Annotated in this window: 12 protein-coding genes and 1 pseudogene; 4 read left to right on the top strand and 9 right to left on the bottom strand. The window is 35.9% G+C overall.

What is annotated here, in order from left to right; all coding sequences use genetic code 11:
- The first annotated feature begins 505 nt into the window (after positions 1 to 505).
- From LF886_RS10815 to LF886_RS10800, 4 genes are all read left to right on the top strand, one after another.
- The gene (locus tag LF886_RS10815) at positions 506 to 1225 is read left to right on the top strand and encodes an AAA family ATPase (protein WP_236854102.1); all 720 of its coding nucleotides are present in this window, start codon (positions 506 to 508) and stop codon (positions 1223 to 1225) included.
- A complete protein-coding gene (locus LF886_RS10810; protein ID WP_236854101.1) occupies positions 1222 to 1962 on the top strand; it encodes a YggS family pyridoxal phosphate-dependent enzyme in 741 nt (246 codons plus the stop codon). Before LF886_RS10815 ends, LF886_RS10810 begins: the two co-directional genes overlap by 4 nt.
- A gap of 416 nt (positions 1963 to 2378) precedes the next feature.
- Positions 2379 to 3017 (top strand): Crp/Fnr family transcriptional regulator, encoded by a 639-nt coding sequence (locus LF886_RS10805; protein ID WP_236854100.1) that lies wholly within the window; start codon positions 2379 to 2381, stop codon positions 3015 to 3017.
- A gap of 90 nt (positions 3018 to 3107) precedes the next feature.
- On the top strand, positions 3108 to 3356 hold the full coding sequence (locus LF886_RS10800) for a hexameric tyrosine-coordinated heme protein (protein ID WP_236854099.1): 249 nt from the start codon (positions 3108 to 3110) through the stop codon (positions 3354 to 3356).
- A gap of 46 nt (positions 3357 to 3402) precedes the next feature.
- On the opposite strand, the gene LF886_RS10795 is transcribed toward LF886_RS10800, so the two are convergent.
- The 9 genes and pseudogenes from LF886_RS10795 to LF886_RS10755 all read right to left on the bottom strand — a co-directional run bounded on the left by LF886_RS10795 (position 3403) and on the right by LF886_RS10755 (position 16774).
- Positions 3403 to 6960 carry a T9SS type A sorting domain-containing protein gene (locus LF886_RS10795; protein WP_236854098.1) on the bottom strand — a complete coding sequence of 1186 codons (3558 nt, stop codon included), beginning with the start codon at positions 6958 to 6960 and terminating at the stop codon, positions 3403 to 3405.
- Between the two features lie 148 nt (positions 6961 to 7108).
- Positions 7109 to 9967, bottom strand: coding sequence for an aminomethyl-transferring glycine dehydrogenase (gene gcvP, locus LF886_RS10790; RefSeq protein WP_236854097.1), 2859 nt, complete (start codon positions 9965 to 9967; stop codon positions 7109 to 7111).
- A gap of 617 nt (positions 9968 to 10584) precedes the next feature.
- Positions 10585 to 11232, bottom strand: coding sequence for a J domain-containing protein (locus LF886_RS10785; RefSeq protein ID WP_236854096.1), 648 nt, complete (start codon positions 11230 to 11232; stop codon positions 10585 to 10587).
- Between the two features lie 444 nt (positions 11233 to 11676).
- The gene (locus LF886_RS10780; RefSeq protein WP_103233807.1) at positions 11677 to 11934 is read right to left on the bottom strand and encodes a hypothetical protein; all 258 of its coding nucleotides are present in this window, start codon (positions 11932 to 11934) and stop codon (positions 11677 to 11679) included.
- Between the two features lie 91 nt (positions 11935 to 12025).
- Complete coding sequence (locus LF886_RS10775; protein ID WP_109738488.1) at positions 12026 to 12358, bottom strand: hypothetical protein; 333 nt, start codon at positions 12356 to 12358, stop codon at positions 12026 to 12028.
- Between the two features lie 11 nt (positions 12359 to 12369).
- Positions 12370 to 12924 (bottom strand): RNA polymerase sigma factor, encoded by a 555-nt coding sequence (locus LF886_RS10770; protein ID WP_223601627.1) that lies wholly within the window; start codon positions 12922 to 12924, stop codon positions 12370 to 12372.
- Between the two features lie 715 nt (positions 12925 to 13639).
- Positions 13640 to 15642 (bottom strand): annotated as a pseudogene (locus tag LF886_RS10765) (prolyl oligopeptidase family serine peptidase).
- A 173-nt stretch (positions 15643 to 15815) separates the two neighbouring features.
- Positions 15816 to 16274 (bottom strand): hypothetical protein, encoded by a 459-nt coding sequence (locus LF886_RS10760; RefSeq protein ID WP_236854095.1) that lies wholly within the window; start codon positions 16272 to 16274, stop codon positions 15816 to 15818.
- A gap of 41 nt (positions 16275 to 16315) precedes the next feature.
- Positions 16316 to 16774 carry an SRPBCC family protein gene (locus LF886_RS10755; protein WP_236854094.1) on the bottom strand — a complete coding sequence of 153 codons (459 nt, stop codon included), beginning with the start codon at positions 16772 to 16774 and terminating at the stop codon, positions 16316 to 16318.
- Positions 16775 to 16783 lie beyond the last annotated feature (9 nt).

The raw sequence follows: 16783 nt of genomic DNA, 5'->3' as shown, positions 1-16783 counted from the left end.
AAATGATAACTTATATCGGAATCGCAACAGGTCTAGTAGTAATCGCTTCATATCTTATGACAGTAAGAAGAGAAAGAAACTAATTCTAAATAAAACAAGCCTATAGAATATCTATACTAATTATATTGTTTTATGTTTTTAGTCTGAGAGATCAGATTGCTCTTTTACTCATTGGGTAAAAGGGCCCAAAAACATAAGCAAAAAGATCTTAGTTTCACAACAAATTTTTATATCCAAATGAATAAAGCCGTTCGCAAGTCCGGCTTTATTTTTGTTTCATACCTGAGAACCTCATCTCTTTTTAATCCCAGATTTCTACAGGTGTTTGTGACTATTTTCAAGTCGTTCTATTGAATATGAAAGTTTATATATTATATTCATAATTCATTATCTTTAATTTATCAACACCCTACTTCTGGCCTAGCGGTTTATTATTATTCAGGATTTCTTTCAGCACTTAATAAAGTTTTATCTTTGTTTATTCAATAATCATTTAATTGTCATTATGAACCTGTATAATCTTATTATTCAAGATAAAGAAGAGGTAACCCTTAACGAAGTATTTCTCGATAAAAACAACAAGGAACATCTTGTACAGCTTATCAAGGAAAACACTTATGTTAAAGAACTGCAGGAGTACGGCCTTCCGGTTAATAATAAAATTCTGCTTCAGGGAAGTTCAGGATGCGGAAAAACAATGACAGCAAAGGCGATAGCCAATGCTTTAGGGAAGAATATTATTATCCTGAATCTGAGTAATATCGTTTCATCACGTATTGGCGAAACCTCCCAGAATATTAAAATGATCTTTGATAAAGCTGCCAGAGAAAGATCTGTACTTTTTCTTGATGAACTGGATCAGATCGGGAAAGCTAGAGGAAGTGATGATAAGGATGTGGGCGAAATGAGAAGACTCGTTAATACTTTGATTCAATTGATTGATTATTATCCTGAAAATTCACTTTTAATCTGTGCCACCAATCATCCTGAAATTATTGATACTGCCCTATTAAGACGCTTCCAGCTAAAGATCAATTACGAAATGCCTTCTGCTGAGATTCTGGATACTTTCTATGATCAATTACTAGGTCAATTTCCCGAAGATATGAGAACGGTTGAAAGAAAGTATTCTATTTCTTTTGCCGAAGCAAAGGACCATGCTCTAACGGCCGTTAAAGCTGCTTTAATCAAAAAACTGGAAGCAAAAGAAACAATATCATCATGAAAGAAGATATTCTCCACAATCTCGCCGTCATCAATGACCGGATAAGAAGTGCCTGTGAAAAATCCGGAAGGAATATTGACGAAGTGAAGCTATTACTGGCCACCAAAACAGTTTCTGCAGAGCGAATCAAAATCGCTTTGGAACACTCACAGACCTTAATTGCTGAAAATAAAGTACAGGAGTTGAAGGAGAAATATGATGACTTAAAGAATACCCCTCATGAAAACCACTTTATAGGACATCTTCAGACCAATAAAATTAAAGATATCCTGAAATATGATGTTATCTGCGTTCAATCTCTAGATCGGCTGGAATTGGCGGAAAAACTCCACCAAAGGCTTTTGGTCGAAAACAAAACGATTGATGTCCTGATTCAGGTGAATACCTCAAATGAAGAAAGCAAGTTCGGAGTTGATCCCAGTGAAGCGATTGAATTGACCCGAAAAGTTGCCGGATTCTCTACTTTGAAAATAAAAGGCTTGATGACGATCGGCTTATTCAGTGCAGAAACCGAGAAAGTAAGATCGTGCTTTAAAATTCTGAAAAATATTCAGCAGGACATTATGCAGGAAAATATTCCCAATGTGCAAATGAAAGAACTTTCCATGGGAATGAGCGGAGACCTGGAAACAGCTATTGAAGAAGGAGCCACGATTGTACGTGTGGGGACTGCTGTTTTTGGAGCGAGAATCTATCCGGACAGCTATTATTGGGATGAAGGAAAAGTGAAGAAATAAATTGAATTTCTATACTTTATAGTCTACAAATTCGGTATACTTTTTGCTGTAAAACTTTCATAACCAAACAAATGCATTTATGAATAAAAAATTACTCTCGGTCTGTCTACTCATGACAGTATTATTCTTTTTTTCATGTGAAAAAGAAAACACACAGATGAAAAGTGGAATTTCAATTGAAACCATTTCAATTATTACCTGCGTTACTATGGGGGTAGCCATTTTGGTTGCCTATAGCTTTAAAAGAAGATAACAAACCAGAATTTAAATACTAAGGCACCTCTCAAAATTGAGAGGTGATTTTGTTTAAAGAAGAAACTAGCAAAAAAAATATTAGAACAGGTTTCTTATTTTTAATAGAATATAATATAATTTTGATATCGGATGCCTTCAATATGATAAAGACATTCTGATTTATGCCCCATACAGATATTCTTGAAAAATGCCTACCCGATTTTGGAAAAGAGCTGATAGCAGAAATTGAAAAATTCGGAATCATTAAAATATTTTCCAGCAATGATTTTATTGTAAAACAAGGACAGTTGATCCGCTATCTGCCTATTGTTTTAGAAGGTAGTGTAAAAGCATATAGTGAAGAAGACGGCATTCAGTTTTTACTGTATTATATTCAGCCAGGATCTTCCTGTATATTCAGTTTTGTGCATCTGTTTAATCAACATCCTATTGATTTTTCAGCCATTCCGGAAGGAAAATCGACTATACTGCTTATCCCTATTGATAAAGCGAAAGAATGGCTGATCCGGTTTCCGTCTTTCAACAACCTCATTATTGCTGAATTTCAGAAACACTACAATGACTTACTGCATACCACCAAGCAGATTATTTGTTACAAACTTGAAGACAGACTTTGGGATTATCTGAAAACAAAAGCAAAAATTTCCGACACCCATGAACTTGCCATATCACATCAAAGCATTGCCGATGATTTGGGTACTACGAGAGAAGTCATTTCAAGGTTGATGAAAAAGATTGAACTGGATAAAAAATTAACACAAAATAATAGAAAAATAAAACTATTGATCAGTGACTTTTGATACTTATATTGGAAATGATGACTTCTATATTTGTGTTACAGAATAAAATTATATTTAGATAGAAACATCAAAATTAAAAAAAGTAATACAATGAGTGAACCCATCCAATTAGTACCGAACAATTCTCTATTAACAAAAACTCCTGAAGAAGGACGACAATTAGCCGTAAAATTGGCCAGATTAATCATTAAAGTAACACAACCCGATGCTGCAGTTCGTGAAAAACTACGTCCTGTATATGCGGATGATGCCTCAATGCTGATTGCTATCGGGCAAACCGTTGCTACAGAATTTGCAACGATTGCTGCTGCCAATAATTATTGGAAAAATGGTATTTAAATGAACAAAAAACACCGCTCCATATGGGCGGTGTTTTAATTTGGGTTTATTTCTTTATTATCTTAACTGTAACAGAACTTTCATTTTTTGAAGCTATTTTTAACAGATAAATTCCAGCTGCCAGATCTGAAATATCTATTCTGTTAACATTCCGGAACGTCCTTACCACCTGTCCCAAAACATTATGTACTTCTACTTTTTCAGGAACTGACTTAGTATTCAGATTAATAATTCCGGTAGTAGGATTGGGGTAAATCTTTATTGTGTTTGTCAACTTTTCATTTGTTCCTAAAACCACATCAATAATTTTTGTAGAAACCGTATTCGTAATAATTGCAGGATTGTAATCAAAATAAATATCCGCCACGTTATTGATGATATCATTCATTTGTACATTAGCCTTAGGCTTCACTTTATACGCGATAAAACCATGTGAGTTTGCTTCATCATTTGATCCCGGAAGATAGATCGCATTAAAATTAAATTCAATATCATTCTCATTGGTAATTTTCGCTTCATTAGAATGACTGAAAGCTTCGAGAACTAAAGTAGAACCATCCAGTTTACTATCCAAAACATTATGAATCTTCACTTTTTCTGCGAAATGATTTCCTGTATTCTGGAAACGGATTATGTAGTGTAGGTATTCATCTGCATCCTGTAAAAGAACCTGAGAACCTTCCAAGACTGTAATATCATTTGGATCAAAAGATCCTACGATATTCTGATTTAAAGTAAATTCATTATTTGAAGGCGTTACATCACCAGCAACATTGGCTACTCCATTAATGTTCAATTTTTCTCCAATATTATTAACCGGGATAGGAAGAACGTTGAATTTCAATTCAATGGTTTTTGTTTGAAATGGTGATAAATCCTGATAATTAAAGGTTATACTACCATTGTTTTGTGAAACTAACGGAGAAGAAGCCTGAAGGAAACTCATCTTTGTTCCGTTATAATTGAATACAATATCTCCACTTACCTTCTGAGTCCCTTTATTGGCAATTACCATCCTGTACTTTGTCTCAAATCCTGGTCTTGCTGCAAGAATCGGATAGATACTCATTTCGAGATCTTTATATACCTGATTCGGCGCAATACAGAAATCAGCAATATCTGTAACACCTGTCGATACAAAATTATAGGAATGATTTTGAGGATTTATCGTATAATTAGGCAATTGTGCATCTACAAAAGTCATGTATTGCCCTTGCTTTGCCATAAGAGAATATTCACCGTTTCCATTGGTAAAAGTGGAATACTTATGCGTAGGACTTTGCGTAGAAACCATCATCATCGAAGCAGAAGTATCATTGGTATCACAACCATTGTTATCAATATCATAGCGTACTTTTCCATTTATTTTATTTTGGAAAGCAGGTCCTGTTTCAAACCACGAGATCATATCTTCTTTATAACCTGTCAAGTATTTTGATCCAACTACTAATTCCGGGTTTCCGTCTCCATTTAAGTCAGTACTTAATAGAGAGGTAGCGAGCCCTACATTATTGGTAATTAACTGAGGAACGTTATCAAAAATACCATTTCCGTTATTTTTATACCATCTTAATTTTGGTTGAGTTTTAGAGTTGGTAACAATATCCTTACGTCCATCGCCGTCAATATCAATTGCCGCGATTGCATATGGTCCGGTTACAGTTCCCGGTCCAACTATTTTTTCCTGTCCAAAATTCCCCTGTCCATCTACATTCTCAAACCAGCTTATTTTATTTCCGTTATCATTGACATAAGAAATATCATTATCTCCGTCACCGTCAAGATCTGCTATATGAAGCCTGATGTCTCCAAATAAAGAACTTGCGACAGTATGCTTTACCGTAAAACTCCCCAGCCCGTTTACATTTTCATACCAAATGATTTTACCATCAGAAAAGGCCATAACAAGATCCAAATCCCCGTCTCCATCCATATCAGCATTTTTACATGAAGATATAAAGCTGGTCAGAGTATCCAAAAACTCAGTAGGAGTTCCAAAATTCCCATTTCCTGTATTCAGTAAAACAGTCAGTTTGGTAGCGTTTCCTATGTAAGCAAAATCCTTCTTACCATCCCCGTTAAAATCACCTACAGTACTAAGATGCCCCAAGTTATTCCCCACATCAACTATTGTATGCTCAACATTAAAATTCCCCGTTCCATTATTTTCAAGCCACAGATATTTGGATGTAGTAGGACTTGTATCAAATTGCTTTTTGAAGATAATATCTTTATCACCATCACTGTCAACATCCGCCAGCGACATGTCAGAAGCAAGCTGAAGGTTATTTCTTATTATTTTCTGCTGATCTGAAAAATCTGCATGACCATCTGTATTTTTAAACCATGAAATTTTACTTCCTGATACTGCTACAATATCCGTATCTCCGTCTCCATCAACATCTCCCGTCTCTACCGAGCTAAGCGACGAAACATCTGTTGTAAGAATCTTTTCGGCAGAAAAGCTTCCAGTACCATTTACTCCTTCATACCACGCCACCTTACTGTCACCTCCAGAAACTGAGATTAAGTCGATTTTTGAATCATTGTTGTAATCAGCAGCATCAAACTTGGAAACTCTTATGGCATTCTGAGAAATAATCTGTTCAGGACCAAAAACTCCGTTCCCCAGATTTTTTTTCCAGGAAAGCTTATTGTCCCAATAAACACAGAATACCAGATCCTGTTTACCATCTCCGTCAAGGTCAAACATTTTCACTCCGTATCTTTTCACATTTTGTACAGAATACGGATTATACGGTACATTCGATATTAAGTTGGACGTAGAAAAAGTTCCTAAACCATTTGTATTATTATACCATTTAAACTGCTTGACATTTCCGTTTTCGAATAAATGGATGATATCTAAATCCCCGTCTCCGTCTACATCTCCAAGATCAAAAAACTCACCCAGGGCAAAATCGTCAATTGTCTGCTTTAAAGTGAAATTACCGCTTCCGTCATTTTTATACCAGCGTAACATCCTTGATTCATTAATTCTAACCAGAAGATCCGGCTTGTTATCATTGTCCAAATCTTTTAAAATAACAGAATCCGGCTTCTGAAGAGAGTAAAAAATAAGATTTCCAGATGTAAATGTTCCGTTACCATTATTCTTCAACCATGTTCCCGAAATTGGCTGATGTATATAGATATCTTGATCACCATCTCCATCTATATCACCAATTCTGAAAAGCGGAATATTCTGATCAGACAATTGAATGGGTTGAGTGAAGGTTGCAGCTCCACCACTTCCTGTTCCCTTCATCAAAAACAAACCTTTTGCGGTACTAAAGATAACATCTGCTTTTCCGTCCCCATCAAAGTCTGCACTTTCAAAATTTTTAATATTTTCAATGGGAGATTCATAAATAAGTTCAGGATGTTCAAATCCGTTTCCTTTATTCTTGATCCAGAAAAGTTTTGTATAGTATGTTTTTACCAGAATATCTTTTTTGTTGTCATTATTGAGATCCCGTGACACCATATCTACAGGATCAGAAATCCCGAAAGTTCCATCTATAACAATATTCTGAGGTAAACCCGTTTGTGAAAATCCCATGACACATGTCAGGGAAAAAGCCAAGATGATCGATTTTTTCATCCAGTAATTATTTGGTTATTAGTTTAATTATACGCAAAAATATAAAAATACTTCAGACTTTGAGGCTGCTTGGCTTTGCTCGCAATAATTATAACAAACAAAAATCCCTCTCATTACTGAAAGGGATTTGTTATATCTAAAACTAAGATTACATATAAGCTTCAATTGGCTCACAAGTACAAACTAAGTTTCTGTCTCCATAAGCTTCATCTACTCTTGCTACAGTAGCGAAGAATTTGTGGTCTCTTACCCACTCTAGCGGATAAGCTGCCTTTTCTCTGCTGTATGGTTTATCCCAAGAATCTGAGATCACCAATTGTTCTGTGTGAGGAGCATTTTTCAATACGTTGTTCGCTGCATCTGCTTCTCCGTTGGCAATTTCATCAATTTCTTTTTTGATAGAGATCAATGCTTCTGCAAAACGGTCGATTTCAGACTTGCTTTCAGATTCTGTAGGCTCAATCATCAATGTACCTGCAACCGGGAAAGAAACGGTAGGAGCATGGAAACCATAGTCCATCAATCTTTTCGCCACATCTGCCACTTCAATTCCTAAAGATTTGAACTGACGGAAGTCTACGATACATTCGTGAGCTACTCTTCCATTCTCATTTGAATATAAGATTGGGAAGTGTTCTGCTAAAATTTCTTTCAGGTAGTTCGCATTCATGATAGCATGTCCTGTAGCTTTTTTCAAACCTTCAGTTCCCAGCATCTTGATGTAAGAATAAGAAATATTAAGGATCAATCCTGAACCGTAAGGTGCAGCAGAAATACCTTCAATCGCTTCTTTAGATCCGATTCTGATATTCGCATTAGAAGGAAGGAAAGGAACCAAGTGTTTAGCAACACAGATAGGACCTACTCCAGGACCTCCCCCTCCGTGAGGAATTGCGAAAGTTTTGTGAAGGTTAAGGTGGCAAACGTCAGCTCCGATGTTTCCTGGACTTGTAAATCCTACCTGAGCGTTCATGTTTGCACCATCCATATATACCTGTCCTCCGTGCTCGTGGATAAGGTTGGTAATTTCTTTAATGTTAGCATCAAAGAATCCGTAAGTAGACGGATATGTAATCATTACAGCTGATAAGTTTGCTGAATGAAGTTCTGTTTTAGCTTTAAGATCTTCGAAGTCGATTTCACCGTTTTCAAGGTTTTTCACAACAACGATTTTCATTCCTGCCATAGCAGCAGAAGCTGGGTTTGTTCCGTGTGCAGACTGAGGGATCAATACTACATTTCTGTGGTGGTCTCCTCTTGAAATGTGATATTCTCTGATAACCATTAATCCTGCATATTCTCCCTGAGCTCCAGAGTTAGGTTGAAGAGAAGTTCCTGCAAAACCTGTAATTTCTGCTAAATCTTTCTCCAGTTCACGAATCATTTCCTGATACCCTTCAGCCTGGTTAACTGGTACAAATGGGTGAACAGCTCCCCAATTCTCCCATGAAAGCGGTAACATCTGAGTTGCTGCGTTCAGTTTCATCGTACAAGATCCCAAAGAAATCATAGAATGCGTCAATGATAAATCTTTTCTCTCAAGACGCTTGATGTAACGCATCAATTCTGTTTCCGTATGGTATTTGTTGAAAACTGATTCTGTAAGAATTTCGTCTTTTCTTAAGTTTTCTTCAGGAATACTGTATCCTTCTTTTATTTCTAATTTGAAAGTCTGCTTGTCTTTAAACTGAGCGAAAGAAGCCATCAGATAGTTTAATTTCTCTAATGTTGTACTTTCGTTGATCGCAATACTTACTACCCCTTCTGTGAAATAGTTAAGGTTAAGTCTGTGATCCTGCATCAATCTTATTAATCTTGCTTTCTCGTCTTCAGACATTGTCATTTTCACCGTATCGAAGATAGGTTCTTCTACGGTCTGATATCCTAGTGCTTTAAGACCATTCTTCAAAGCGTTTGCTTTAAAGTGAATCTGATCTGCGATATAGTTTAATCCTCTTGGACCGTGGTAAACAGCATACATTCCAGCCATTACTGCCAAAAGAACCTGTGCTGTACAGATATTTGAAGTTGCTCTTTCTCTTTTGATGTGCTGCTCTCTTGTCTGTAGAGCCATTCTTAATGCACGTTTTCCGTACATATCCTGAGAAACCCCGATGATTCTTCCCGGAATATCTCTTTTATAATCTTCTCTACAAGCGAAGAATGCAGCGTGAGGACCTCCATATCCTAAAGGAATACCAAATCTCTGTGTAGTTCCCACTGCACAGTCCGCTCCCATTTCTGCCGGAGACTTCAATTTCACCAAAGCCATCGGATCACAAGCAACTGCTACCTGAAGGTCTAGTTTTTTATAGTCTACGATATCTTCTGTATAATCTAAAACGATTCCGTTTTTACCAGGATATTGTAGTAAAACTCCGTAATAAGAACCATCAAACTGATGTGTTTTATGATCTCCTACTACGATTTCGATTTCTAATCCTTCAGCTTTTGTCTTTAATACAGAAACTGTTTGAGGAAGAACAAGATCAGAAATGAAGAACTTATTAGCTCCTGCTTTTTTCTGGTCTTTCGTTCTGTTGTTGAAGAACATGTGCATCGCCTCAGCAGCAGCAGTAGATTCATCCAGCAAAGATGCATTGGCTAATGCAAAACCTGTAAGATCACACACTACAGTCTGGAAATTAAGAAGAGCTTCCAGTCTTCCCTGTGCAATTTCTGCCTGATACGGAGTATAAGCCGTATACCAGCTAGGGTTTTCAAAAATATTTCTTTGGATTGCTGAAGGCAAAAGGGTGTTGTGGTATCCAAAACCGATATAACTAGTATAATCTGTATTTTTTGATGCCAATTCTTTTGAGTGGTTCAACATTTCGTATTCAGAAAGCGGTTCCGAGATCTCAAGATCTTTCTCTAAACGGATAGATGATGGAATGGTCTGAGAAATTAACTCTTCAATACTAGAAACGCCAAGTTTTTCCAACATCGCCTGTTTATCGGCTTCATTAAGAGAAATGTGACGGCTCACAAACTGTTCTGTATTCATTTTTATTTATTAGATTTTGTTTGTAAAAAGATTCGTAAAATTACATTTTTTTGAACGATTGTACAAGAGGATTCCATGAGTGATAATTCACAAAAACAATGAAGCCATTCGACCTACTCTATTTTTAATAAACTTCTGGTAAGGTTAACATTAGTTTAAATAAAGATCACCCCTATTCCATGCATAATATGCAAAAAAAACGTCAATTTAATTCCAATAAAATAGTTGTGTATTAATTTAATAACTCTGCAAACTGTTAGTGATCTTCTCTTTCTATCAAATTCGCTTTTATTTACTTAAAACCTAAACTTAACTTCAATTTTTGGAGAAATTAAAATGCAATCTGCTAAAGAATCCAGATTTGTTTTTCCCTTGTGAAAGCGGGTTCCCGATGTTATCCATCAGGGCTTATGAATTTTATGAAATTTTATTAATTATATTTATTCTAAATTAATATATTTGCAACATGAATATGATTGTACCATTTAAAGTAGCGCCTTTGGCTCCTTACTCATTCAAAAACGAAGAGATGTTCTGTGAAAAGAAATCTTGCTGCAAAAAGTTCAAAAAAGGGAAAAGATGCAAAAAATGCCCAGGAAGAAAGAAAATAGCTTAGGCTAACCGAAGCTTCTGATTAGCATATATATAGCAGCTGCTATTATAATAACCCCCCAAATCAGCATCATTATTTTAGGCTGTCCATACCTGTTCATTACCGTTTTGGGTTGTGGTTTCAACATTTCTTCTACAGTGCTTTTGAACTTCTCAGAATCGTTTTCAAAAACCTCTGTAATGGTAATTCCCTGAACAACTGTTTTGTGCAAAAGAGAATTTGTTGCATGAAGCAAAAGCTGGAATTTTCCATCTTTAAATTCTGTGATCTTAAAGATCCTTTCTCCATACGGCTTTTCTAATCCGAAAGGCAATACTTTCACTACATCAGCATTGCTCGTCTGCCAGTTGACAATAATCTCCTCTCCTTTTTTTGCATGAATTTTATTCGCTGTAAAAGTTTTGATTGCAGGCGGAATATTATATCTGAAACTTCGCTGATGACTTTCTAAATTCTGGTCGTAGGTACGTCTTTTGGACGGATCACTCAATGTCTCGTAAGCCTCCTGAATTTCCCGGAAACGGTCAGCAAAGAAATCATCATTGTCATTTTTATCAGGATGATATTTTAAAGACAACTTTCGATAGGCTTTTTTGACGTCTTCTTCCGAAGCATCCTGGGATATACCGAGAAAATAGTAGTAATCTTTCATTGAGCAATACAAAAATAAGGATTTATTTTTCTTTGCGTTTGATATTTACTACAAAATTTCAGCTAATAAAACAGACCAGAAGTCATTGGGAACCGAAGGTGAACCCATCTCAATAATTCATAAGCTGGAGTTGGAAAATAGGGTTGGGAAACGCAAAGGCGCAAAGTAATTTATAAACTATATTTTTAAGGCGCAAGTATTTTATCTTCGATAAAATTTCACTCTACTAATGAACATTTTAATATGGCTTCTGTCATTCTGAGCAAAGCGAAGAATCTCAACTTTGTGTTGAAAATAATTCTCTCGCAGATTAAGCTGATGTTGCAGATCTATAATGTGCAACCACCTGTATTATCTGCGTAATTCTTTTAAATAAAAACTCCGGCTCGGGAAGCAAAGCTTCCCGAGCCGGAGTTCAACAATTTCAATTTAGTTTTTTACTTCTTATGCTTCGCAGGTATTATCCTTTTTGCAGCATCTTGAATGGAATTCTTTTTTGAATTTCCCTTTCAGTTCCTGATAGTCTTCCTCATTCATTTCTCTGATCTTATCTGCCAGTCCGAAAGGCGATTTTTCTTTGATTCCATATTCATCAAAAATACCTTTGATAAATCTTTTTCTTTGTACTGCTTTTTTAGCAATTAATGCTACACCCACAACGGCTAGTGCTCCTAGAGCTCCTTTTAATGCTGAATTTTTCATTTTTTCAAAATTTTAAATTTTACTACTTCTTGTTTTTTATAAAGACGAATGAATTTTAATTTTACTTTACTACTTCTTTAAAGTTTTTAAATTATTCGTTGTTTCTGTTGAAGAATCCTCCTGAGCACTTATTTCTCCAAACTTCTTTGAATTTTTCTCTTTCCTCAGGGGACCAGCTTGCCATTTTTTCTCTCATTTTTCTTTCCTTGAAATCTTTCATTCCTTTACCGAAATGGAAGCCTCCGAAAAGAATTTTGCTAAGGATCAGTATTCCCATTGCCTGCCAGAATGTAATCGTTTTTACTCCTAAAATTTCCGGAAGAAGGCAATTCCAAAGCAGCATTACAATCCATGTAACAGCAGCTAAGATTACTGGTGGACATAACAATAAAAAAATCCAACCCTTCTTGTGTCTATAATTCATAATTTCTTTTTCTAACTTTTTAAATCTTCGTATAACTTTCTCAATCGGTTTCTCAAGTGCTTCACAGCATAGTTTTTTCTACTGATGATGGTCTTGATGTTTTCTCCCTGTTCATCGGCGATCTCCTGGAGGGTTTTGTCGTTCAATTCATTTTCTACGTAGACCAGCCTTTGTTTTTCGGGAAGTTCATCAAGTGCTTCAAACAGTTTTTTCCATATCTCATCCTGAAACATCTTCACTTCAGGGCCGGCGCTATCATCCATCAAAAGAATATCCTTGATAGAAAAACTGCCGTCTTCATCCTCATATACGAAATCTTCAAGATTTTCTGTTTTCTTTTTACGGTAACGGTCTGTGATTTTATTTGCCGTCACCCTGTATAGCCAGCCTCCAACGTTTACGATTTCAGAAATATTCGTAAGGCTACTGAACTGATACCACACCTCTTGTAGAATATCTTCCGCATCCTCCGTGTTTTTCACTTTGGGACGAATATAAGACATCAGCTTTCCTCCGTAGTTGGAAACGGTCTGTGAGATGATGCTTTCTTTCTCCTTCTGTGGCATTGTTATTTTTTCGACAACCTCCATATTGTTATGACGGCTATCCTTTTGGTTTTACTTTAATAAATTTAAAATATTTTTCTTACAAATCAATTTTTCTTTTATCCATCGGCCTTTATTTCATGAAAATATTTTCCTGTTTTTCAGAAGCTTGTTCCCGCTATCCGCTCATACTCCTCACACAGCGCTCTCCCCCCACCCTCAAACCTTCTTGCTCCCACTCTTGTTGCGGGGTAACCGCTGCTATCAGGGCTAGGGGTATGAATTATAAAATAATATTCTTTTTTTGGTTTGAAAACTCAAAGGCGCTAAAGATTTTATGAGGCCGGTGCTTTTAAGACGCAAAGATTTTATCTCTGATAAAATTGAACACTGCATATTTTTAAATCCTCTTGCTGATTTTGCAAACGAGGCAGATGATTATGAAAAAGATCTGCGTAATCTGCATGATCTGCGAGAATAATAATAATAATAATAATAATAATAATAGATCGCTTGCTGAAAAATCTCATATTGAGCGAAGTTGAAATATTCTTGCGTCTCACCATTATGCATAATGATTATAAAAGCTTTGCGTCCTTGCATTTTCCAATCATCAATGTAAAAACAATATTGAGATTGCTTCACCTTCGGTTCGCAATGACTTTTTCCAACATCCACAATGACAAAAAAAACGGAAGACCTTAGTCCTCCGTTCAAACATTATTTAATTAATAGTTTATTTGTTAAAGTTTTCTGCAAAGAATCCTAACATCGACTTGTAAAGTTCTATTCTGTTTGGTTCTTTTCCAAATCCGTGTCCTTCATCATATTTTACCATATAAGGAACTTCAAAACCTTTAGCACGCATAGCTTTTACAATCTGATCAGACTCATTGATATTCACCCTTGGGTCATTCGCTCCCTGTACCACAAATAATGGTTTCTTGATTTTGTCTATCTGGAACACCGGGGAAACTTCTTTAGCAATTTTTGCTTCTTCAGGATTATCAAGATCGTACCAGATTTGTTTTACCATTTCTTTATAAGGCTTCCAGTATTCTGGGAAGGAAGAAAAGAAAGTGAAAATATTAGAAACTCCAACATAATCTACTCCACAAGTATATAAATCCGGAGTTTTAATCAGTCCCATTAATGTGGCATACCCACCATGACTTCCTCCATAGATGGCTACTTTATCTTTATCTACCCATCCCTGGCTGATTGCATATTTTACTCCATCTTCCACATCATCCATTGCCTTTCTTCCAATTTGTTTATAACCTGATTTCTGGAATGATTTACCATAGCCTCCGGAAATCCTGAAATTGACTTGAAGGGTAGCATATCCACGACTTGCAAATAATTGGGCTTCAGGGTTGAATCCCCAGCTGTCTCTGATCCCCTGAGGACCGCCGTGAGGATTCACAATCATTGGAACTTTTTTGCCGTCCAATGCTGCTTTAGGCAGTGTAATATATCCGTGAATAGTAACTCCGTCTCTGCTTTTGAATTCGATAGGTCTCATTTCAGCCATATCTTCTTCCTTCAGCTGAGGCATCAGGTTGTAAAGAAGTTTGGTCTGTTTCGTTTTTGTATCATATTCATAATAGGTTCCATAAAGCTTATCACTTCCCACAACAACTAAAAGCTTATCATTGTTATCATCTGAAGAAGCGATACCGAACTCTTTGCCCCCAAATTGAGATTTTAATTGGGCATCAATTTCCTTATAAAATTTACTTACCGGAACAGTCTCTCCTTTTGTTCCTTCATAGCTGATATAATCCAGTTCATAATTTCTATTTTTACCGGCAGCACTTATAGAACTCACATCATATACAGGATTGGAATAAACCTCTTTGATCACTGCATTTTTCTTTAGATCATACAGGACGATTCTTGCTTTATCACTATCCAGATTGGTCACTACATATGCTTCATCTTTATTTTTAGAATTGTCATTAAAGCTGATAATTCCAAAGGTATCAGACCAGTCCGCAGATTTAATCAGGTTGAATTTCCCTGTTTGCAGATCTTTATAATATGTTTTTGTTGTCAATCCGTTTTCCAGAACACTGTATCCTCTCAGATTTCCGTCTTTATCAAAATATAATCGTCAATAGGACTGTTTACATCCTTATTTTCATATAACTGAGTAGTTTCTCCAGTAATATAGTTGATTTTAAAAGGTTCAAAAATCTGCTTATTGTTCTTATTCATGGTAACCACAACGAAGTCAGTATCTTTTACAGGAATAATAGAACCTACTTTAACTCCCTCAAAGGGTGTCAAATCCTTTTGGTTTCCTCCATCAATATCTGTAGCATACAAGTGAATATTTTCGTTTCCTCCTTTATCCTGAGTATAAAAAAGACGTTTTTTATTCAGCCAGCCGTAGCCTTTGATCAAATCGTCTTTTTCTACGATAGCTTTGGTAGCTTTTCCCGTACTTAAGTCTTTTACATAGACATGATTTTTTTTGTCCTGATCTTTTTCTTTATAGGAAAGGTATTTCCCGTCAGGAGAGATTTTAAATCCTGAAGCTTTGGGTCTTGCAAAGTAATCTTCAACTTTGTAGGTAAAGTTTCCTTTATCATAAGAAATAAGTTTCTCAATATTAGCTTTGGAAGATGGCAAAGTAGGATCTCCAGGCAGCTTGGCTGTAGAACTTTGTGCGTTGATCATCATAGTAGATAGTACAATAATGGCTGTACCGAAAATTTTGTGATTTAGGTGCATAACTTCTGTTTTTAGGGTTAAAGTTATAGAAAGCACTTATTTTTAAAACAATAAAAAATAAATGCACTTATACAATAAGACACATTACCCCTATAAAACGTTACATTATTTTATTGATTAATTTTAAAAAAATGATTTTATTAAAAAAGACAGCCTTAATGACTGTCTTTTACTTAGTGTAAATAAATTCCAAAATACCAGGTCCAGACTATTAAAATAATCTGCATGGGTATCCTTTGATAATAAAGATATTTCATCCCGGGACCTGTATAATCTGCTTTAAAAATATTAATCTTTTTCCTGGAAGAATTGATATTGGCAATAAAAACCAATACATAAAAAAGGATCAGTAAAATTGCTGTTATTTCACGAATGGCCGGAATCATAAGACCAATTCCTACCGCAATTTCAAGGACTCCTGTAGAATATACCCAAAACATTTTTGCAGGCATAAAATCAGGAATCATCATCGCCATTCCTTTCTGAAATTTAAAATGTGAAAAACCTGTAAACAGAATAAAAACTGCCATTCCCAGGTTTCCCGAAAATATAAAATCCGGTTTCCCCTGAAATAAAAATGTTCCCAGCAAAGCCAGAATAAATGTTACGAAAAGAATTACTAATAGTTTCATATTTTTTTAGGTGATAGGGATTAGGAAGATACTTACTCTTTTTATACTGAGGTTAAATTGACTCCTTCGGCAAGGCTTTTTACCACTATTAATCCTTTTGTGAAGCCTGTATTCATATGGTCTTCCCATTGTTTTTCAACATGAACTTCAGCATGAAGCTTGGTTTTTCCATCAAAATCGATGAGAAAATACTTTTCAAGACAGCCATTCCACTCCATGACTTCTTTGCTTTGTGTATCCTCATTACCGTCTTTATCTACCATTCCCAGATGTTTGAACACGATCTGATTCGGTTCATCCAGACTGTCAATAGTAGAGACCATCCCTTCACCATGAGCATTCAGAAAATAGGTTTTGCCACCTACTTTCCAGTCAGATTTCATGATGGATCCGGCACCGAAATACCGGGTCCATTCACTATATGTTTCAGGGCTCCAAAGAATGTCCCAGACTTTCTGTAATGGAGCATCAATTATTGTTTCGTATGATAAGGTTTCCATATTTTATAT

The organism is Chryseobacterium sp. MEBOG07 (genome assembly GCF_021869745.1).
GTDB lineage: Bacteria > Bacteroidota > Bacteroidia > Flavobacteriales > Weeksellaceae > Chryseobacterium > Chryseobacterium viscerum.
This window is presented reverse-complemented; position numbering and strand designations above follow the sequence as displayed.